The organism is Celeribacter sp. (assembly GCF_048259695.1).
In the GTDB taxonomy this organism is placed as follows: Bacteria; Pseudomonadota; Alphaproteobacteria; order Rhodobacterales; family Rhodobacteraceae; genus Celeribacter.
Genome location: NZ_JBLXHL010000005.1, coordinates 214,714 through 234,221, shown reverse-complemented (window position 1 = coordinate 234,221; position 19,508 = coordinate 214,714). Strand labels below are relative to the sequence as shown.

General features: G+C 59.3%; 16 protein-coding genes. 14 read left to right on the top strand and 2 right to left on the bottom strand.

Translation table 11 applies throughout. From position 1 onward, the window contains the following. Positions 1-135: 135 nt before the first annotated feature. From ACN0Q0_RS11350 to ACN0Q0_RS11340, 3 genes are read left to right on the top strand one after another with little or no spacing between them, the layout of a single operon-like run. Positions 136-1,152, top strand: a complete 1,017-nt coding sequence (locus tag ACN0Q0_RS11350) for a hypothetical protein (RefSeq protein ID WP_417243508.1) — start codon at positions 136-138, stop codon at positions 1,150-1,152. Then, positions 1,152-1,922 carry a sulfotransferase family 2 domain-containing protein gene (locus ACN0Q0_RS11345; RefSeq protein ID WP_417243507.1) on the top strand — a complete coding sequence of 257 codons (771 nt, stop codon included), beginning with the start codon at positions 1,152-1,154 and terminating at the stop codon, positions 1,920-1,922. Before ACN0Q0_RS11350 ends, ACN0Q0_RS11345 begins: the two co-directional genes overlap by 1 nt. Next, positions 1,922-2,842: a phosphoadenosine phosphosulfate reductase gene (locus tag ACN0Q0_RS11340; protein ID WP_417243506.1), complete on the top strand. Its 921-nt coding sequence runs from the start codon at positions 1,922-1,924 to the stop codon at positions 2,840-2,842. The genes ACN0Q0_RS11345 and ACN0Q0_RS11340 overlap by 1 nt, the downstream gene beginning before the upstream one ends. 15 nt (positions 2,843-2,857) lie before the next feature. Here ACN0Q0_RS11340 and ACN0Q0_RS11335 read toward each other — a convergent pair whose 3' ends face one another. Next, positions 2,858-3,892 carry a LacI family DNA-binding transcriptional regulator gene (locus ACN0Q0_RS11335; protein ID WP_417243505.1) on the bottom strand — a complete coding sequence of 345 codons (1,035 nt, stop codon included), beginning with the start codon at positions 3,890-3,892 and terminating at the stop codon, positions 2,858-2,860. Positions 3,893-4,061: 169 nt separating this feature from the next. Here ACN0Q0_RS11335 and ACN0Q0_RS11330 point away from each other — a divergent pair, with 169 nt between their 5' ends. Genes ACN0Q0_RS11330 through ACN0Q0_RS11320 form a run of 3 tightly spaced genes read left to right on the top strand, consistent with a single transcriptional unit; the run spans position 4,062 to position 7,617 of the window. Further along, the gene (locus ACN0Q0_RS11330) at positions 4,062-5,582 is read left to right on the top strand and encodes a sugar ABC transporter ATP-binding protein (RefSeq protein ID WP_417243504.1); all 1,521 of its coding nucleotides are present in this window, start codon (positions 4,062-4,064) and stop codon (positions 5,580-5,582) included. Positions 5,583-5,613: 31 nt separating this feature from the next. After that, complete coding sequence (locus ACN0Q0_RS11325; protein ID WP_417243503.1) at positions 5,614-6,621, top strand: ABC transporter permease; 1,008 nt, start codon at positions 5,614-5,616, stop codon at positions 6,619-6,621. Between the two features lie 54 nt (positions 6,622-6,675). Then, positions 6,676-7,617, top strand: a complete 942-nt coding sequence (locus tag ACN0Q0_RS11320) for a substrate-binding domain-containing protein (RefSeq protein WP_417243502.1) — start codon at positions 6,676-6,678, stop codon at positions 7,615-7,617. Positions 7,618-7,714: 97 nt separating this feature from the next. Here the strand turns inward: ACN0Q0_RS11320 and uvrB are convergent, their stop codons facing one another. After that, complete coding sequence (gene uvrB, locus ACN0Q0_RS11315; protein ID WP_417243501.1) at positions 7,715-9,892, bottom strand: excinuclease ABC subunit UvrB; 2,178 nt, start codon at positions 9,890-9,892, stop codon at positions 7,715-7,717. Positions 9,893-10,368: 476 nt separating this feature from the next. Between uvrB and ACN0Q0_RS11310 the strand changes: the two genes are divergently transcribed. The 8 genes from ACN0Q0_RS11310 to pseG all read left to right on the top strand — a co-directional run bounded on the left by ACN0Q0_RS11310 (position 10,369) and on the right by pseG (position 19,507). Next, complete coding sequence (locus ACN0Q0_RS11310; protein WP_417243500.1) at positions 10,369-10,680, top strand: ETC complex I subunit; 312 nt, start codon at positions 10,369-10,371, stop codon at positions 10,678-10,680. A 385-nt stretch (positions 10,681-11,065) separates the two neighbouring features. Further along, positions 11,066-12,418, top strand: a complete 1,353-nt coding sequence (locus tag ACN0Q0_RS11305; RefSeq protein WP_417243499.1) for a 3-deoxy-D-manno-octulosonic acid transferase — start codon at positions 11,066-11,068, stop codon at positions 12,416-12,418. Further along, positions 12,415-13,500 (top strand): hypothetical protein, encoded by a 1,086-nt coding sequence (locus ACN0Q0_RS11300; protein ID WP_417243498.1) that lies wholly within the window; start codon positions 12,415-12,417, stop codon positions 13,498-13,500. The genes ACN0Q0_RS11305 and ACN0Q0_RS11300 overlap by 4 nt, the downstream gene beginning before the upstream one ends. Positions 13,501-13,550: 50 nt before the next feature. Next, on the top strand, positions 13,551-14,549 hold the full coding sequence (pseB, locus tag ACN0Q0_RS11295; protein ID WP_417243497.1) for a UDP-N-acetylglucosamine 4,6-dehydratase (inverting): 999 nt from the start codon (positions 13,551-13,553) through the stop codon (positions 14,547-14,549). Positions 14,550-14,615: 66 nt separating this feature from the next. Next, entirely contained in the window at positions 14,616-16,082 is a 1,467-nt protein-coding gene (locus tag ACN0Q0_RS11290; RefSeq protein ID WP_417243496.1) for a hypothetical protein, read from the top strand. A gap of 52 nt (positions 16,083-16,134) precedes the next feature. Beyond that, entirely contained in the window at positions 16,135-17,301 is a 1,167-nt protein-coding gene (pseC, locus tag ACN0Q0_RS11285) for a UDP-4-amino-4,6-dideoxy-N-acetyl-beta-L-altrosamine transaminase (protein ID WP_417243495.1), read from the top strand. Then, positions 17,298-17,975: a pseudaminic acid cytidylyltransferase gene (pseF, locus tag ACN0Q0_RS11280; RefSeq protein ID WP_417243494.1), complete on the top strand. Its 678-nt coding sequence runs from the start codon at positions 17,298-17,300 to the stop codon at positions 17,973-17,975. The genes pseC and pseF overlap by 4 nt, the downstream gene beginning before the upstream one ends. Then, entirely contained in the window at positions 17,972-19,507 is a 1,536-nt protein-coding gene (pseG, locus tag ACN0Q0_RS11275; RefSeq protein ID WP_417243493.1) for a UDP-2,4-diacetamido-2,4,6-trideoxy-beta-L-altropyranose hydrolase, read from the top strand. The genes pseF and pseG overlap by 4 nt, the downstream gene beginning before the upstream one ends. Position 19,508 lies beyond the last annotated feature (1 nt).

Here is a 19,508-nt window from a genome sequence, read left to right as displayed (position 1 = left end):
CGCTTTGGTTCAGCGTGGGTAATCTAAATAAAATTACATATGGTCGCTCCCGAAACACGTAGATAGGTCTCCGCGACCATGTTATCCGTGAGTGTACAATAACGAGGAGCGCTCTCAGCGCTAAAGGCATTTATTATGGCGAACCTTCCCGAAATTGCGTCTCTTTGGATCGGCGGACGATTGAGTTGGTTGGAGCAGCTTTGTTTGAAAAGCTTCGCAGATATGGGGCATCACATCACCCTTTATTCCTACGAACCCATTCCCAATGTCCCGCACGGAGTGCATGTCGGGGATGCCGAAGAGATCTACCCGTCGACCCCGATGCTGCGCCATGTGCGGACAGGAAGCCCCGCAATCCATGCCGATATGTGGCGGCTGAACCTACTCAAGAAAACCGACAAGATTTGGGTCGATGCGGACATGTATTGTCACCGTGCTTTCGATGATCCGTCAGGGTTTGTGTTTGGTTGGGAAAAACCGGGCTTGGTGTGTAATGCCGTTTTGGGACTGCCGCGCGAGAGCGCGACGCTCAACGGGCTTCTGGCTTTTTTCAAAGACGAATATGCTATTGCCCCATGGTTGAAGCCTTGGCAAATCCGTGAGTTGGAGGAGGAGCGTGACGCCGGGCGCCCGGTCCATATGACGGCCCAGAATTGGGGCTTCACGGGGCCTGCTTCGGTGACCCATTTTTTGCGAGAGACGGGAGAGATCGAACACGCCCGCCCCGAAGCCGCATTCTATCCTGTAAGCTATCCGGACCGGAATCATATGATTATCAGCCGCTTTAACGTCGAGGAACGGTTTACCGACGAGACGCGGGGGGTGCATTTCTGGGCGCGCCGTATGAAGCCGCGGCTTGAGGAGAAGGAAAACAATCGCCCGCGTCGCGGATCCTTCATGGACCGGCTGTTGGGCAAGCACGAGATCAATCCTGATGATGCGCTGATCTTGCCCAAGGCGGTGAAGATAGAAACGCGGTCGCCAGAGGATGAGGCGCAATTTCGCGCAGAGGTCGGCCTCGCTGCGATAAAGAGCGACGCATCTATGGATAAGCTGTGCCGTGATTTCCTCGTCGATAAGCAGTTCATAAAGGAATGCCGCGACACCATCGTGCAAAATGCACCCAGATTATTTGCACCGGAGGCACAGTAATGGCACTTTTCGACGCGATGTTGGCCAATTACCCGCATCGCCGCCACTTTTTGCAAACGGTGAACCTGCCGGCGTTCGACCCGCCGCAGCGCCGTTTCTTGTATATGAAGATGCACAAGGCCGCGTGTACAACCGTGCTTGCGACCTTGATGAAGCAACTCGCCGCGACAAAAAATATCGTTGAGGAGCTGTCGATGGAGCGTGTCCATGCCCCGCCCCAATCGTTGCTGCTCACCGGGCCGCGGGGGGTGTCGAATGCGATGGTTGAGGCGGCGGTGCAAAGTGACGATGTGTTCAAATTCACCATCGTGCGCGAACCGGTTGCCCGCACGGTGTCTGCGTGGGCGGATAAGGTCGACGTGGCGGGCAAACAACGCGCCAACCTTATGGCCTATCTCGGGCGGCCCGCCGATGCGCCACTCTCGCTGTCGGCTTTTATCGACATTTTGGCCCATGATGAGGGCGCGCGCGATCTGGACCGTCACTGGCGATCACAGCGGTTGGAAATGTCCTACGACCAAATCCCCTATGATTATGTCGGTGTGGTCGAGGATATGGCCCCCGCAATGGCGCATATCACTGCGGTGATTTTTGGCGCAGAGGCGGCGGATCAGATCGAGGATACGCGCCGGTCCTTTGGCCATCAAACCACTTCGCGAAGTTGGCGTGACACGCTCACGGCGCAGGATGTGAAAAACCTTGAGGCGGCATTCGGGGCCGATCTCGATATGTATGAACAGGTGACGCGTCGCCTGAGAGGGCAACGGTAATGGCCACGGACGTTTCGCCGGAGCCGGGCAAAGACGCGTGGCGTGCCTCCTTGCGCGAGGTTGGCGCACGCGAGGGGTTCTACGAGGAACTCGGGCCACAGCATACAGCCCTGTTGGTGAACCGTGGCGATACGCTGATCGTGACGTTCGAAAATCTTGACGACGTCTATTCGCGTGGCGAGGGAAAGATGCCGTGGGGGTATGGGTTCGTAGAAAAACGCGGGTGGTCGATGCTTGGCATGATGGCCCACGATTGGACATGGTACCGCGACGAGGCCGTGTATGATTTCTTTGACCGCCTGAAAGCCGAAGGGTTCTTTGACCGCTACAAGCGTGTGATTTTTTACGGCGCATCCATGGGGGGCTATGCCGCCGCGGCGTTTTCGGCCGTCCACCCGGGGGCCGGTGTGGTGCTTATTTCTCCGCAGGCCACATTGGCGCGTGCGGATGCCTCCTGGGAAACCCGCTACCGCAAGGCATGGGCGCGTGATTTTTCCACACGCTACGGCTATGCGCCCGACATGGTGAAAAGTGCCGCCTATGTTTATCTTTTCTATGATCCCCTGTCGCCACTCGATGCGATGCACGCGGCACTGTTTCGCGGAGAGAACCTGCGCAAGATGCGATGCCGTTATTTCGGCCACCGCATTGCGTCGCTTTGGGGGCAACTCGGCATTCTGACGCCCGTTGTCGAAGGGGCGATTTCCGGAACGCTTACGGACGCGGAGTTCTACCATTTGCTACGGGGGCGCCGTGAAAACCGCCGTTATCAAAAAGAGATGCTTGACCGGCTGCAAAAGGCGCAACGCCCCGCGTGGGTCGCGCAATATTGCGAGGCCGTGATTGCACGCGCTCCGGGCCCAGTGTTTCGTCAGGCATTGAAAAAGGCCCGTGCGGCATTGGGGGCGCCCCCAAAGTAACGGGTTGCTTATCTGTTAGCGGTCGGGGCTGAACTTCGGGGATGTGACCGAGCCGCGCAGGACAAGATCCGGTGCGATCAACTGTTCGGTCGTGGCCAGTGCGCCATCCTTTTTCTCGATCATGTTGAACAGTCGGGAAATGGCGGTTTTTCCGATGATGGAGCGTGGTTGGCGGATGGTGGTCAGCGGTGGCGAGACATAGGTCGCCTGCGGCACGTCATCAAAGCCGATGACAGAAAAATCGAGCGGCACATTGTAACGGCGGGCTGCGAGCGCGTTCATCACCCCAATCGCCGTCGTGTCATTGACGCACATAAAGGCGGAGGGCAAATGATCGCGCATGAACAACAGCTCAACAGCATGTTCGCCCGAGGCCGTTGTCCCGTCGCCTTTTACAATGATCCGGTTGTCCGGGGGGACGCGGGCGGCGTCCATGGCGGCGTCGAACCCTTGGCGGCGGCGCTGATAGGCAATGCGCATTTGCGTGTCACCGACAAATGCAATGGTGCGATGCCCTGCGGCCAACAGGTGTTCCGTGGCTTTGCGGGCCCCCGCGCAATCATCGACGCCGACATAGGGGAAGGTGCCGTCCTGAATGGGTTCGAACGCGGCAACGGTCGGGGGCAGGGGCATGGCGCTCACGGCGTCACCCGTGGGCAGGCGTCCGGTAAACAGGATCATGCCCGCCGCCTGATGTGAGGTGACATATTTGAGGTAATCAATAGCGCGTTCGGGATCGTTTTGGGTGTGTCCGATCAGGATCGCATGGCCGCGTGCGCGGGCCTCTGTTTCAATCCCGATCAGGGTCGAGGAAAAATTCGGATCGCCAATGTCGGGCGCAAGGACCAGAATGATGTTGGAGCGCCCCATGCGCAGGCTGCGGGCCATCGCATTGGTCGTGTACCCCGTCACAAGGATTGCCTGATTGACCTTTTTGCGGGTGGTTTCGGCCACGCGCTCGGGCGAGTGGACCGCGCGACTGACCGTGGCGATGGATACGCCTGCGATGCGGGCGACATCTTCGATTGTGGCCTGATCTTTGGGTGCCACCGATGTCTCTCCCCTGATTGGTCAGTCTGGTGTGTGGTTGTGTGTCGTCGGTCATGGCAGAAAGTCAGCCGTTACACCAGTGTTGCTGCGTCTATGTAAACCTTTACATCACTCATGAAAAGGTTTACAGATTCTACAGGGAGAAGTTTGAATACTTCTGGGAGGAACTATGTCTGACGCGCCGGGTGATGCGCGTGCCGTCGTTTTGGCTGCGCGTGGAATATCTAAATCTTTCAATGACGTGCCTGTCCTTTTCAGTGTCGACTTCGACATCCGTGAGGGCGAGATCCATGCGTTGATGGGCGAGAACGGCGCAGGGAAATCCACGCTCGTCAAAATCCTCTCGGGGTTTGAGGCGCCTACATCAGGGGTGTTGTGCCTTGATGGTGTTGAGGTTGATTTGCCGCCCGATGGTCTGGCTGAATCACTGGGTATCGCGCTCATTCACCAGGAGATGAACCTTGCCGATCACCTGACCGTGTCCGAAAGCCTGTTTCTGGGTCGTGAAATCACCCGCTTCGGCCTTTTGGATCGCAAGGCGATGCGGGCAAAGACCCGTGAAGCACTTGATGAACTCGGCGCGAACATCCATGAAAACACACTGATTTCCGATCTCACCATTGCGGATAAGCAAATGGTCGAAATCGCCAAGGCCATTAGCCGCAATGCGCGGGTGATCTTTATGGACGAGCCAACGGCGGTCTTGTCGCAAGAGGAAGTGGACCGTCTTTTCGTGCGGGTCCGCAAGCTGCGCGCGCAGGGGGCGAGTTTCGTGTTTGTCTCTCACAAGCTCGATGAGGTCATGGCGTTGACCGACCGTGTAACGGTGTTGCGCGATGGTCAGTGGATCAAAACGGAAGAGACCCGAAACCTCGATAGCGAGATGATCGCGCAGTTGATGGTCGGGCGTGAATTGTCGAGCCTTTATCCGTCAAAATCCGAACCCGATGTCGATGCGCCTGTTGTTCTGAAGGTGGATGGCCTGAGCACCGGATTCGTGAAAAATGCGTCCTTTGCCTTGCGTAAGGGTGAGATACTGGGGTTTTCCGGCCTGATCGGCGCGGGTCGCACCGAGTTGATGGAGGCTATTATCGGGTTGCGCCCCCGCGCCTCTGGTACGGTCGAGGTCAACGGCCTGCCGCTTCATGCCAATGACATGGGGACGGCGACGGCGATGGGCGTGGCCTATATGACCAAGGACCGCAAGGGAAAGGGGCTGTTGCTCGGCGAGGGGATGACCCCGAACCTGACGCTGCAATCGTTGGACCGCCATGTGCGCCGCGGACTTTTGTCGCCCGCAAGCGAGGTCGTGGCCATGGACCGTGCCAAGCGGCGGTTCGACATCCGTGTACGCGATGCCCGCGTGATGGCGGGGCGCATGTCGGGCGGTAATCAGCAAAAACTGCTGTTGGCAAAAATCATGGAAACCGAACCGGGGATTGTCATCATCGACGAGCCGACGCGCGGGATTGACGTCGGCACCAAGCAGCAGATTTACCAATTCATCTCCGTCCTCGCCCATGAGGGGCATTCGGTCATCGTGATTTCATCCGAGATGCCCGAAATCATCGGACTATGCGCCCGTGTCGCGGTGATGCGCGAAGGGGCACTTGTCGAGGTGCTCGATGGGGATGACGTCAACGAAAATCAAATCATGCGTGCGGCTGCGGGCCTGCGCAAAGCCAGTTAAGCGGCGCAAAGACCGCCAAAGGGAGAGACACGTGAGCCAAACACCAGACCCACAAAGCAAGACACAAAAATCGCTACTCGCGAGCATGGATATGCGTGCCGTAGCACCGTTTATCGCGCTTGTTTTGCTGTTGATCGTCGGCGCGATGGTCAATCCGAACTTTATCTCGGTAACAAACCTTGCAAACGTGGCAACGCGATCGGCCTTTATTGCCGTGATCGCGGTTGGTGCGACCTTTGTCATTTCGTCCGGCGATCTTGATTTATCGGTCGGCTCGATGGTGGCCTTTGTTGCCTCTGTGATGATCCTGTTTATGAATTCGGGCGTGATCGAAAATCCGTATCTGATGATCATGGCGGCGATGCTACTGGCCTCGGCGCTTGGTGCCGCCTGCGGGTTTCTCAACGGTGCGGTGACGACATGGGGGCGGATCGAGCCGTTTATTGTGACGCTCGGTACGATGGGAATTTTTCGTGGCCTAACCACGTGGCTAAGTCAGGGCGGGGCGATCACCCTGAGTTCGATGGAGCAACAGGATGCTTATCGCCCCGTCTATTTTGCCCGTTTCATGGGCCTGCCGATCCCGATCTGGGTCATCTTGGCCGTGACCGTTATCGCCGCCGTCATCATGTACCGTACCCGCTATGGCCGCCATGTGGTTGCCGTGGGGTCCAACCGCGATGTCGCACGCTATTCGGGCATCAACGTCGACCGTGTGCGCATGACCGCGTTTATCATACAGGGGATCTGTGTGGCGATTGCCGTGATCCTCTATGTGCCGCGTCTCGGTTCGACATCCGCAACCACCGGCACGATGTGGGAGCTGCAGGCCATCACCGCGGTGGTGGTGGGAGGGACCGCGCTCAAGGGCGGCGCAGGTCGTGTTTGGGGAACCATTTGCGGTGCCTTTATCCTCGAACTTGTGGGCAACATCATGCTGCTGTCGAGCTTTATCTCCGAGTACCTGCTCGGTGCCATTCAGGGCGCAATCATCATCATTGCAATGCTTGTGCAGCGCTCGCTGTCGCGCAAGGCATAACAGGCCGTAACGGACGCCGGCCTACGTTAAAGCGTCCATTTAGGGAGGAAGAACATGAGAAAATCTGTATTGGCTGTCGCCCTCGCGTCAGTGTCATTCGTCGGAACCGCATATGCCGCCGACATGAAGATCGGGGTTTCCATCCCCGCCGCCGATCATGGTTGGACTGCGGGCGTTGTGTATCACGCCAACCGCATTGCCGAGAAACTCGAGGCCGCCTATCCCGACCTCGACGTGATCGTCAAAACATCACCCGATCCCGCGTCACAGGCCAACGCGCTTCAGGATCTGGAAATTCAGGGCATCGACGCACTCGTCATTTTGCCAACCAACCCTGACCCGCTTGTGAACGCGATCAAGGAAGTGAAAAACAAGGGCACGTTCGTGGCTCTGGTGGATCGCGCCCCGTCCAACAACGACCTGTCCGTGCGCGACCTCTACGTCGCGGGTAACAACTTTGCCTTGGGCGAAGTGGCCGGTGATTATATCGAAGGCCGCACTCCTGACGCCAAAGTGGTCGTCATTCGCGGCATGCCCATCCCGATCGACCAAGAGCGTCAGGACGGCTTTGACGCAGGGATCGCAGGGTCCGGCATCGAGGTTCTCGACCGCCAGTTCGGCAACTGGAACCGCGATGACGCGTTCAAGGTTATGCAGGACTTTCTGACCAAATACGAACACATCGACGTGGTGTGGTGTCAGGATGACGATATGTCCGTTGGTGTGCTTCAGGCCATCGAACAATCCCAACGCACCGACATTCAATATGTGATCGGCGGCGCAGGGTCCAAAGACATGATCAAGCGGGTTATGGATGGCGATGCAATGATCCCCGTGGACGTGCTCTATCCGCCAGCGATGATCGGCACCGCGATGGAAATGACGGCTGCGGCGCTCTTTGCCAACGTGCCAACAGCGGGCGTTTACACCATCGACGCCACCCTGGTCACACCAGAAAACGCCGCAGACTACTACTTCCCCGACAGCCCGTTCTAAGGCCGTCATGCCAAGAAAAACGAACGGGGGCGCATCATGCGCCCCCGTTTTTTGTCACCTGTTTTCTTCTTGGGGTGTGTCGTGGTGGGGGCGGACCTCACCGCTTCCCGCGACTGCGCTTTCCGCCGCGCATCCCGCCGCGTCCACCTGTGCTGCGCCCACCGGCGTTTTTGGATGTCTCGACAGCGGCGTCGACGTCGGATTGTCGGGCGAGCGGGTCATCGGCAATCGTCAGTTCGACGGCTTCCAGACGCTTGACCTCGTCGCGCAGGCGCGCGGCCTCTTCGAATTCGAGGTTCTCGGCGGCTTTGCGCATGTCGACCCGTAGCCCGTCCAGAACGGCCTGAAGGTTCTGGCCCGCCATCGGTTTGTCGATGGTCGCCGTGACGCGGTTCATGTCGACATCGCCTTTGTACAGGCCCGCCAGAATGTCCTCGACGTTCTTTTTGACCGTCTGCGGGGTGATGCCGTGTTCGAGGTTATAGGCCATTTGCTTTTCGCGGCGGCGTTCGGTTTCCCCCATGGCGCGTTCCATCGATCCGGTGATGCGGTCGGCATAGAGGATCACGCGGCCTTCGGCGTTGCGTGCGGCGCGGCCGATGGTTTGGATCAGCGAGGTCTCGGAGCGCAAAAAACCCTCTTTGTCCGCATCGAGAATGGCAACGAGGCCACATTCGGGGATGTCCAGACCTTCGCGCAAAAGGTTGATCCCGATCAGCACATCGAACGCCCCGAGCCGCAGGTCGCGCAGGATCTCGATCCGCTCGATCGTGTCGATATCGGAGTGCATATAGCGCACGCGAATACCTTGTTCGTGCAGGTATTCGGTCAGGTCTTCGGACATGCGTTTGGTCAGTGTTGTGACCAGAACGCGGTAGCCCGCAGCGGCCTGTTTGCGCACTTCATCGAGCAGATCGTCGACCTGTGTTTCCACTGGGCGGATTTCGACGACAGGGTCCAAAAGACCCGTAGGGCGAATGATCTGTTCCGTGAATACACCGCCGGTTTGTTGCAATTCCCACGCGGCGGGCGTGGCGGAGACAAAGACCGATTGCGGGCGCATGGCATCCCATTCCTCGAACTTGAGAGGTCGGTTGTCCATGCACGAGGGCAGGCGGAACCCGTGTTCGGCCAGTGTCATTTTGCGTCTGAAGTCACCCTTGTACATGCCGCCGATTTGCGGCACCGACACGTGGCTTTCGTCGGCAAACACGATTGCATTGTCGGGGATGAATTCGAACAGGGTGGGGGGCGGCTCCCCCGGGGCGCGGCCCGTGAGGTAGCGCGAATAGTTCTCGATGCCGTTGCACACACCCGTGGCCTCCAACATCTCGATGTCGAAATTACAGCGCTGCTCAAGGCGCTGCGCCTCCAACAATTTGCCTTCGTTGTTGAGTTGGTCCAATCGCATCCGCAGCTCTTTTTTGATGCCTTGAACCGCTTGCTTCATCGTTTTTTGCGGTGTGACATAGTGCGAGTTGGCGTAGACGCGGACCTGCGTAAATGTGTCGGTTTTGGCACCTGTGAGCGGATCGAACTCCGTGATGCTTTCCAACTCTTCGCCAAAGAACGATAGCTTCCACGCGCGGTCGTCGAGGTGAGCGGGCCAGATTTCCAAACTGTCGCCGCGCACGCGAAAGGTGCCGCGGGCAAAGCCGTGGTCATTGCGTTTGTAAGCCTGTGCGATGAGGTCGCCCATGACCTCGCGTTGGTTGTATTCATGGCCCACATGGAGGTCTTGTGTCATGGCGCCGTAGGTCTCGACGCTACCGATGCCGTAAATGCACGACACCGAGGCAACGATGATCACGTCGTCGCGTTCCAACAGGGCGCGGGTGGCCGAGTGGCGCATCCGGTCGATCTGTTCGTTGATCTGGCTTTCCTTCTCGATGAAGGTGTCCGAGCGCGCGACATAGGCCTCGGGTTGATAGTAGTCATAGTAGGACACGAAATATTCGACGGCGTTGTCGGGGAAAAAACCTTTGAATTCGCCGTAGAGCTGTGCGGCGAGGGTTTTATTCGGCGCAAGGATAATGGCGGGGCGTTGGGTTTCCTCGATGACCTTGGCCATGGTGAACGTCTTGCCCGTGCCTGTGGCCCCAAGCAGGACCTGATCGCGCTCGCCTGCGTTGATCGCCGCCGATATTTCCCTGATCGCGGTCGGTTGATCCCCCGCGGCCTCAAAGTTTGTGTGCAGGACAAACCGTTTGCCGCCCTCCAGTTTGGGGCGGTTTTTTACATCCGGGGCAGGGGAGTGCAGGATTGGTTGGTCCATGGCGGGTATGTTCGGTCCTTCGCTGGGGCGAAAAATAGCGGCAAATGGCGTAAAACGTGCAGTCCTCTATATCTGATCCCTTTTTGTTCCCGTTTCAAGGGCGCGAGGGCAGGGTGTCGAAGGTTAATGAATGGTTACTCTTTTAAGGATATTTTTAGGAACACAATGCAACCTTAAGTAAAATTAGATCTTGCTTTGAGTTAAATCGTGCGACTACAGTGTAGAGGCAAGCAGCAATACGACTGATCCGGTTTCGGGCGCAACGCCCCACCCACCCCAAGCTCCCGCCCCGAAACCGGACAGTCACCCTTGCCCCTCCCGATCATCCCTGCCTGATTGACGCCGACGTCCGCGATGCATCCATCCACTCGCGAGGTTCCGTGCCGGTTCGTGTTGTGCGCCGTCCTGTCAACGGAGGGCTTGAAACGCGCGACAGAACGGAGGATAACGCCACTAGAAACAAAGAGGAGTCGTCGATGCGCGCTCGTATTTATCAGCCCGCCCGCAACGCCATGCAGTCCGGCCAAGCCAAAACCAAAGAATGGATTTTGGACTTCGCGCCCGCGTCGGCCCGCGATATCGACCCGCTGATGGGGTGGACCTCGTCAACGGATACGCAAACGCAAGTGCGCATGAAATTCGACAGCAAAGAGGCTGCCGTTGCTTATGCGACCGAAAACGGCATTGAACACATCGTTCAAGAGCCACACAAACGCGCCCATAATGTGCGTCCCGGTGGCTACGGCGATAACTTTGCCACCAGTCGCAAGCAGGTCTGGACGCACTAACCGCGCCCGATTTCGAGGCATGGGCTTGACGCGCCTTCGGGTGGCGACGCTCCTGTGTGCCATACGGCGGGCCACGAAGTGGATTGTAGCGAGGCGGCCCGGTGGGTCGCCTTTTGCGTGCAACACGCATCGGTGGGGCCAAGCTGCCTATAGGGGCGGAGGGCAAAAAGGGGGATGCCATTGCCGTACCGTACCGCGCCCTGCCTTGCTTTAAAAACTTGACATCCAGGGGTGCATTTACACATTGAACCGCATGTCGCCTTCGGGATCTGTCCCGTGACGGGGCTGCGCCATGGGCATCGAGCCACAAATCTGGTCCCGCCCCGTGCGGGCTTTTCTGACAATGATCGTGGGGTGCCTTCGGCGAAGCTGCGACGGAGTACGTATGACAGTTAGACGGCACATAGCGTCTTTGCGTGATTTATCGGTCGCCACGAGGCTTCTGTACGTCGTCGAACAGGTGGTCGCGCACGCGATGCTGCCGTTGGTCTGCGTCCTTTTGGTTCTGCGCGCGCGCAAGGAACCTGCGCATTTGCGGCATTTGTCGCACCGGATCGGTTGTGGCCCAACGGGACCGCGTGGCGCGGTATGGATCTATGCGGCGTCTTTGGGTGAAACGCGGGCCGCCAGTCCCCTGATCCGGCGCCTTAGGGCCGAAGGGTTCACCATCCTTTTGACCCATCAATCCCCCGCAGGACTGGCCGAGGGAGCGCGACTTTTTGCAACAGATGACGGCGTTACGCAATGTTACGTCCCGTTGGATTTGTTCTGGGCGGTGCGGTTGTTTCTGCGCCGCGCCCGCCCTGTCGCTCTGGTGGTCATGGAGATCGAACTCTGGCCGGCGATGCTGTTCGAAACTGTGCGCAAAGGCATTCCGGCCGTGATGGCAAACGGCAATCTTCTGGAACGATCCATCGGGAACGGACGCGGAGTGCATCACCAGATCCATAAGCTATACCACCTGTTCAGCCACATTTTCACGCGCACAGAGGCCTACCGCGATCGCTATGTCCGCATTGGCGTCGATCCGTCCCGCGTGACCGTGGTGGGGGATATGAAATTTGACCAATGGATTGACCCTGTCCACCTTGGCCTCGCGCGAAAATTGCGGACAGGCATGGTCGGGGCCGGGCGTGTGTTGATGATTGCCTCATCGGTCGAGGCCGAGGAGCGTTTTCTTGTGCCGATGGTGGCGCGGCTTTTGGCGGCGGATACGGGGTTGCGGGTGTTGTGGGCGCCACGAAGCCCGCAGCGATTTCAGGCTGTGAAGGACGCTCTTGCGGCTTTGGGCATTCCGGTGGCGCTGCGTTCTGCATTGGGACCGGATATGGAAGGCGTCATGCCAGAGGCACAGGTTCTTGTCGGTGACAGCACAGGCGAGATGAACGCCTATTATCCCGTGGCCGATCTGGTCTTTGTCGGGGCCAGTCTCGTGGATCATGGTGGACACAACATCATCGAGCCGATGGCACTCGGACGTCCTGTCGTGATGGGGCCATCGACCTACGGTATTGATTTTATGGCGGAACCTGCGCGGCGTGCGGGTGCCTTTGAAAGCCTGCCCGATGCCACCGCATTGGAGACCCGCATCGCAAGCTTGTTTGCGGACCCGCCTGCGCTTGCAAAAATGGCTGCGGCCGCGGCGGCATTCTCCGCTGGTAAAACGGGTGCTGCCCAACAGACATTTGCCGGCCTGTCGGCCCTCCTGCCGCCCTGTGCCAAAGGAGCCTCGCGATGAACCGCAAGAAACAGCTATTGTGCGTCATTCCCCATAGCCCTGCGTTCGACAGCTGTTTTCCGCTGTTGGAGCGCCTGCACGCGCGAGGGCGTATTGCGCCGTTCATCCTTTTGGGACCGCGGCTGCGCAAGGTCGAACCCCGTGCCGAGGCGGCAATCCGCGCGGCGGGCCTGTCCTACAAGGCGGCGTCACTTTTGCGCTTGGAGCTTTGGGCCGCGCTCGACATTCTGCGTGCCGATGCGGTGTTGACCCATTCCGATCCCCGCGCCTATGGCGGCAAATTCCGCCCGCGTGACTCCGTGATTACCGGAGCGAAAAAGCCCACTGTGTTCGTTCAACATGGTATGGTTCAGGCGGGTTTGCATTACGGTGGCGCCAAGCCGGTTTGGGACTTTCATGCCGGTTTGATACTGACGTGGACGCAGCTACCTGATCCGCATGCGCCGTTCTTTGCCCACGACATCGCGGACCGTCTGCGCGTTACGGGTCTGATTAAAACCAACCGTTTGGCCCCCGCGGCGACCCTTGGGGATCTGGACCGCGAGTTGGGTACGTGGCGTCAGCGCCTGTTGATTTGCCATAATTTCGGGTTTGAAAGCCCGCTCTACCCCGTCAGCGCACAGCGCCAAGCGTTTTCGGAATGGGCAAAACTGGCGGATGCCCGTCCCGATACCTTGTTCATCCTGCGGTCCCATCGTGGCAAAAGTCACCCCGAAAACACCGCCATGATCGAGGCCTTGGTGAAAGGGCGCCCCAATATTGTGCTCTCGGAGCGCCATGCAGGCCTGATGCGGATGGCGACAATCAATGATGTGATGGCGGTGGTCGATAAGGTGATTTCCCACCCGTCCACCGTGGTTCTTGACGCGATCTATGATCAAAAGCCGGTCGGGGTTTTCAATGCCGTGCAACCGGAACTGGCGTGCCTGCCCTGTGTCGAGACAGCAGAGCAGATCGCCGCGTTTCTGGATGACGGTGATGCGTTGCGCCACGCCGCGCCCATTCGCGCCCGCTATGGCGAGTTGTCCCATAACCTCGATAGGGCCGCCGAAGTGGTTGAAAGCCACCTTCTTGCTCTGTAGAAACCCAACTGACGCTGCCCGTCGGGGCGCAATATAATATGGAGCCGCAGATGCTTTCGAATTCCACTATTCTCGTCACTGGTGGCACAGGCTCTTTTGGCCACGCGTTCACCCGCATGACGCTTGAGCGTTATAACCCCAAAAAGATCATCATTTTGTCGCGTGACGAGATGAAACAGTGGGAAATGGCCAAAATCCATGGCGATGATCCCCGCGTGCGCTTTTTCATCGGGGATGTGCGTGATCGCGAACGTTTGTACCGCGCGTTTCGCGGCGTGGACTATGTGATCCATGCGGCGGCGACGAAAATCGTACCCACCGCCGAATACAACCCGTTTGAATGCGTTAAAACCAATATCAACGGTGCGATGAACGTGATCGATGCCGCGATTGATTGCGGCGTAAAGCGCGTGGTCGCCCTGTCCACGGACAAGGCATCGTCCCCCGTTAACCTCTACGGCGCCACCAAACTGGCCTCTGATAAGCTGTTCGTGGCCTCCAATTCCTATGGCGGCGAACATGGCACACGTATGGCTGTGGTGCGCTATGGCAACGTGATGGGGTCGCGCGGCTCGGTCATCCCGTTCTTTAAATCCATCGCGGACAAGGGCGTTTTGCCGATCACGGACCCGCGCATGACCCGCTTTATGATCAGCCTCGAAGAGGGCGTTGAACTTGTCTGGCACGCTCTTGACGACATGGAAGGCGGCGAGATTTACGTAAAGAAAATCCCGTCGATGAAAGTCACCGATGTAGCCCGCGTGTTGGCGCCCGATGCCAAACAGGAAGTGGTCGGCATCCGCCCCGGCGAGAAGCTGCACGAACAGATGATCGGTCCGGAGGACGCGGCGCACACCTACGAATATCCCGAGCACTTCAAAATCCTGCCCGCGATCAACAATTGGTCGGCAAGCCCCGAACGGGTCAAAGACGGCGTGCGGGTGGCGGACGACTTTACCTACGCCTCGGACAGCAACCCCGAATGGATGAGCGACGCCGATTTGCAGACGTGGATCACAGCCAACGAATCCAAAATCGGCGCGATCTGATGGTGAGGCGCGGCAGGATGGTGAGGGGCGCACTGCCCCTTGCGGTCTCATCGGGTGTGTGACGCAATGTCCGTCCGGCGCCCGCTGCGCATGATCTATATCCCCGCAGGTCGCCCGCTATGGTTCGACCTTGCACAACACCTTGCCGATGCGGGTGTGGCCGAGCCGGTATTGTGGCTTGGCGATGGGGTTCATGATCAGGCTGCGAAAGCCGCGTTTCCGGACGCCGAAGTGGTCAATTTTAAATCGATCAACTTCAAACGTCGGGTGCCGCGTGCACATTATGCGGGTCAGTTTTCGGGGTTTTGGACCAGTCCGGCCCTGCATGAAGTGCGTGATCACGCAATCAAATTGATGGACCGAAGTGAGCGGTTCGGCCCGACCAGTGGTCCCGAGCGGGAAGCCTATTTTATCGAGCTGTGTTTTTGGGCCATGTCGCGTATCGTTGCGCAGGACGCCGAGGTGGTGCTCATGGCCGAAAATCCTCATTCCGCGCCGAGTTATGTGCTTTATGCACTGGCGGGCTTCGCGGGGTTGGAGGTCTTGGTGTTTTCGGCGTGGCCACTCGCGCCTGTGGTCACATTGCGGCGTGGACTGTGGTCGCCTGACCTCGATATCGGCGCTCTTTGCGTCCCCCGTGAAGCAAAGCGCACCGATTTGATTGCCCGGTTCCGCCCTGTTGTCGCGGCGTATGTGGCACGTTTTGAAAACCCGAAGACCTATGCGTTTGTGCCGCGTTATATGCAGATTCAGGCGGGACGTGATCCGTTGGCGGGGCGCGTGAAGCGCCTGACTGCGCCGCTCAAATCCGCGGTTCGCCTCCTGAAGCCCCGCATGGCTTATGCGGCGTTAAAACGCGGGCGGTTGTACAGGTCTTTTGTGCGTGTTGCCGAAAACGCGGCCCCCAAAGGCCCGTATGTCTACTTTCCGCTGCACTATGAACCCGAGCGCACGACCAATCCCGACGGGGGGCTCTTTCACGATCAGTTGCGGGCCTTGGCGCAGCTTCGTGCGCTTGTTCCGGCGGGGATTTCCATTTGTGTTAAAGAGCACCCGAGCCAGTTCAATGCACGAATGATGGGCCACCAAGGCCGCACCGCGCGGTTCTATCATGCGGTCCAAAAGGTTGAGGGCGTGCATCTGGTGCGTGAAACCGTGTCCTCGGCGGAGTTGACCCTTGGCGCTGAAGCGGTGGCGACAATTACGGGGACGGTGGCGTTGGAGGCGGCGATCCTTGGTCGGCGTGCCTTGATCTTCGGGCGGGCGTGGTTCGAGGGCTGTCCCAACGTGACCCGATTTGATCCTGCGCTCGATTGGGACGCCTTTCAGGCCCCTGTGCTCAAAGGGAGCACAGAGATTTGCGACTGGCTGTGTGCGCATCTTGCTGCGTGCGGACTTCCGGCTTGTGTAAACCCGTCCAATGCCAAATATTTTGCCGCCCATTACGCCGATGGTACGCGAGCCCCGCACGAGGCGGCGATCCTTGCCGACGCGGTTGCGGCGGCACTGGAAACGGGGTCGGCAACGGTGTAACCTTTGCCCGAAACGCTGGTGCGCACTGTACCGAGATATCGAAAGGCACCCCATGACCGAGACGTTCATTCCCTACGGGCGACAAGACATCACCGATGCGGATATCGCGGCGGTGGTCGAGGTGTTGCAGTCGGATTTTCTGACCCAAGGGCCACAGGTTCCGGCCTTTGAACGTGCGGTGGCGCAACGTGTCGGGGCCGCTCACGCGGTGGCAATGAATTCGGCCACCTCGGTGTTGCATGCGGCCTGTATGGCGCTTGATCTTGGTCCCGGGGACTGGCTCTGGACCGTGCCGACGACATTTGTGGCCTCCGCAAACTGTGCGTTGTATTGCGGGGCGCAGGTTGATTTCGTTGATATTGATCCCGTCACCTACACAATGAGTGTTCCGGCCCTGAGCGCAAAGCTTGAGGCGGCGCAGGCGGCAGGGCTGTTGCCAAAGGTGATCGTGCCTGTGCATCTGTGCGGTCAATCCGCCGATATGGAGGCAATTTGCCGTGTGGCGCGGGCCTATGGTGTGAAGATCATCGAAGACGCCAGTCATTCGATCGGCGCCGACCACCAAGGGCGCCCCGTTGGCGATTGCCGTTACTCCGATATCACCGTGTTCTCGTTCCATCCTGTGAAAATCATCACCACCTGTGAGGGCGGTATGGCGACCACACAGGAGGCGGATCTTGCGCGGAAAATGGAATTGGCACGAAGCCACGGGATCACCCGCGAGCCTGACGAGATGACCCATGCGCCTGACGGGGCGTGGTATTATCAACAGGTCAGTTTGGGGTATAATTACCGCATGACCGAAATTCAGGCCGCCCTTGGCCTGTCGCAAATGACGCGGTTGGATGCCTTTGTCGCGCGTCGCCGCACACTTGCCGCGCGGTACGACCGGCTGTTGGCCGACCTGCCTGTGACCTTACCCGCCCAACATCCCGACACGGCATCGTCATGGCACCTCTATGTGGTGCGCGTGGCCGCCGACCGTCATGCGGCGGTCTTTGACGCCTTGCGTGCCGCAGGGATTGGCGTGAACCTGCATTATATTCCCGTCCACACGCAGCCGTATTATCGCGCCATGGGCTATGCCGAGGGGCAGTTCCCCAATTCCGAGGCCTACTATGCCGAGGCGATCTCTATCCCGCTGTACGCCGGTTTGAGTGACGAGGATCAAGAGCGCGTGGTTGCGCAATTGTCCAAAGCATTGGCGGTCGCGCCATGAGCATTTGCGTGATCCCCGCACGCGGCGGATCAAAACGCATTCCACGCAAGAATATCCGCGATTTCCACGGGCGTCCGATGATCGGATGGTCGATTGCGGCCGCCCGCGAGTGCGGTCTGTTCGACCGTATTGTGGTCTCAACGGATGATGATGGGATTGCCGCGATTGCCCGCGCGCAAGGGGCCGAGGTGCCGTTTTTGCGGCCTGCGGATTTATCCAATGATCATGCCGCCACCGTGCCTGTCATCGCCCATGCGGTCGATGCGCTCGGCGTGGCGGATGATGCGCCTGTGTGTTGCCTTTATGCGACTGCGCCCTTTGTGCAGGCGGCGGATCTGGCCGAGGGGCTGCGCCTGTTGCACGCGGGGGCAAGTTACGCGATGGCCGTCACCGAATTTGCCTACCCGATCCAACGGGCCTTACGGCGCGGGGCGGACGGCGCGGTGTCGATGATGGATGCGGCGCAAATGCAGGTCCGCAGTCAGGACCTTGAGCCCGCCTGGCATGATGCGGGGCAGTTCTATTGGGCCAAGGCCGCAACATGGGGCGCAGGGGTGCCTGTGTTCGGGGCGGGCGCACGCGGTGTCGCACTTCCGACAAGCCGTGTGGTGGACATTGATACGCCCGATGACTGGATCCGCGCCGAGGCGCTCTTTCAGGTTCTTCAAAAATGAAGGTGCTGTTTCGCGCCGATGCCTCTGTCCAGATGGGGACGGGCCATGTGATGCGGTGTTTGACACTGGCCGTCGAATTGCGGTCGCGGGGTCACACATGTGTGTTCGTGTGTCGCGACCTTGAGGGTCATCTGGGACAACGGGTCACTGACAACGGGTTCGGCCTTGTGCTTTTGCCGGCCCCCACATCCGGTTTCACCCCTGTGGCGGATGATCCCGCCCATGCGCTCTGGGCCGGGGTGCCGTGGGACGAAGACGCGGCACAGACCCGTGAGGCGGCGCAGGGGTGCGATTGGTTGGTGGTGGATCACTACGCCTTTGATGCGCGGTGGCAAGCCGCCGTATTAACCGGAGAGACGAAACTGGCGGTGGTGGATGATCTCGCCGACCGCACTCACATTGCCGATCTGTTGCTGGACCAGAATCTGGGCCGCCGCGCGTCGGATTATGAGGGCCGTGTGCCGGCGCATTGCATCCGCCTTATCGGTCCCCGTTATGCCCTTTTGCGCCCCGAATTTGCGCAGTTGCGCGATGAAAGCCTCGCGCGGCGCAAAGAAACGCGCTTGGGTCATATCCTTATCTCGATGGGCGGGGTGGACAAGGATGATGCGACCTCGCAAGTTCTTGACGCCTTGGCTGATTGCCCCTTGCCCGAGGGGTGCCGTATGACCGTTGTGATGGGCCGCAACGCCCCGTGGTTGGACCATGTGCGCGCCATCGCCAAAACACTGCGCCACCCGACACAGGTCGTGGTCGATGTGCCTGACATGGCGGCCCTAATGGTGCAGGCCGATCTGGCCATTGGTGCGGCGGGCGGCACGTCATGGGAGCGGTGTGCTTTGGGGTTGCCAACGCTGATCGCTGTTCTGGCGGACAACCAACAGGCCGCGGCCGCTGCGCTTTCCTGCGCCGGTGCCGCCATAGATATCGGGCGGCCACAGTCCTCCGCGTTTCCGGCGCGTCTCATCGAAGCCCTGCGCCAATCGCAAACTCCTACTCTGCTGCGTGCTTTGTCCCGATCCGCTGCGGCAATTGCCGACGGGCGAGGGGTCTCTCGTGTGGCTGCCGACCTTGAACTCCCTGTGGTGCTGCGCCGCGCCACGATGGAGGATGCCGACGCCATCTGGCAGTGGCGCGATGCGCTGCCTGCCACGTACTTTCGCGCAGGCGCAAAGCCGCCGCTTGCCGACCATCTGGTGTGGTTTTCACGGGCGCTCGCGGATCCGGACCGCCGCCTGTATGTTGCGGGGTCGCCGGCTATGGCACATCTCAGACTCGATCTGGAACAGGGTCATGGCGCGGGGGAGCAATGCGCCGCCGTCTCGATTATTCTCGCGCCTCAGGCCCGCGGGCTTGGCCTTGGGGGGCGTCTGTTGTCACGTCTTGCCGATGTCAGTCGCGCCGGGGGGCTGACGGCTCTTACCGCCGAAGTTCAGGTTGAAAACCGCGCGTCTCTGGCCTTGTTTCGATCCGCCGGATACAAACAGACAGGCCTTGAAGACGGCTTTTTTACGTTCCGCCTCGATCTGTAGT

What these genes read in the sequence shown, in the direction of transcription:
- ACN0Q0_RS11350 (WP_417243508.1), top strand. Translation starts at nt 136, where the DNA reads ATGGCGAACCTTCCCGAAATTGCGTCTCTTTGGATCGGCGGACGATTG.
- ACN0Q0_RS11345 (WP_417243507.1), top strand. Translation starts at nt 1,152, where the DNA reads ATGGCACTTTTCGACGCGATGTTGGCCAATTACCCGCATCGCCGCCAC.
- ACN0Q0_RS11340 (WP_417243506.1), top strand. Translation starts at nt 1,922, where the DNA reads ATGGCCACGGACGTTTCGCCGGAGCCGGGCAAAGACGCGTGGCGTGCC.
- ACN0Q0_RS11330 (WP_417243504.1), top strand. Translation starts at nt 4,062, where the DNA reads ATGTCTGACGCGCCGGGTGATGCGCGTGCCGTCGTTTTGGCTGCGCGT.
- ACN0Q0_RS11320 (WP_417243502.1), top strand. Translation starts at nt 6,676, where the DNA reads ATGAGAAAATCTGTATTGGCTGTCGCCCTCGCGTCAGTGTCATTCGTC.
- uvrB (WP_417243501.1), bottom strand. Translation starts at nt 9,892, where the DNA reads ATGGACCAACCAATCCTGCACTCCCCTGCCCCGGATGTAAAAAACCGC.
- ACN0Q0_RS11310 (WP_417243500.1), top strand. Translation starts at nt 10,369, where the DNA reads ATGCGCGCTCGTATTTATCAGCCCGCCCGCAACGCCATGCAGTCCGGC.
- ACN0Q0_RS11305 (WP_417243499.1), top strand. Translation starts at nt 11,066, where the DNA reads ATGACAGTTAGACGGCACATAGCGTCTTTGCGTGATTTATCGGTCGCC.
- ACN0Q0_RS11300 (WP_417243498.1), top strand. Translation starts at nt 12,415, where the DNA reads ATGAACCGCAAGAAACAGCTATTGTGCGTCATTCCCCATAGCCCTGCG.
- pseB (WP_417243497.1), top strand. Translation starts at nt 13,551, where the DNA reads ATGCTTTCGAATTCCACTATTCTCGTCACTGGTGGCACAGGCTCTTTT.
- ACN0Q0_RS11290 (WP_417243496.1), top strand. Translation starts at nt 14,616, where the DNA reads ATGTCCGTCCGGCGCCCGCTGCGCATGATCTATATCCCCGCAGGTCGC.
- pseC (WP_417243495.1), top strand. Translation starts at nt 16,135, where the DNA reads ATGACCGAGACGTTCATTCCCTACGGGCGACAAGACATCACCGATGCG.
- pseF (WP_417243494.1), top strand. Translation starts at nt 17,298, where the DNA reads ATGAGCATTTGCGTGATCCCCGCACGCGGCGGATCAAAACGCATTCCA.
- pseG (WP_417243493.1), top strand. Translation starts at nt 17,972, where the DNA reads ATGAAGGTGCTGTTTCGCGCCGATGCCTCTGTCCAGATGGGGACGGGC.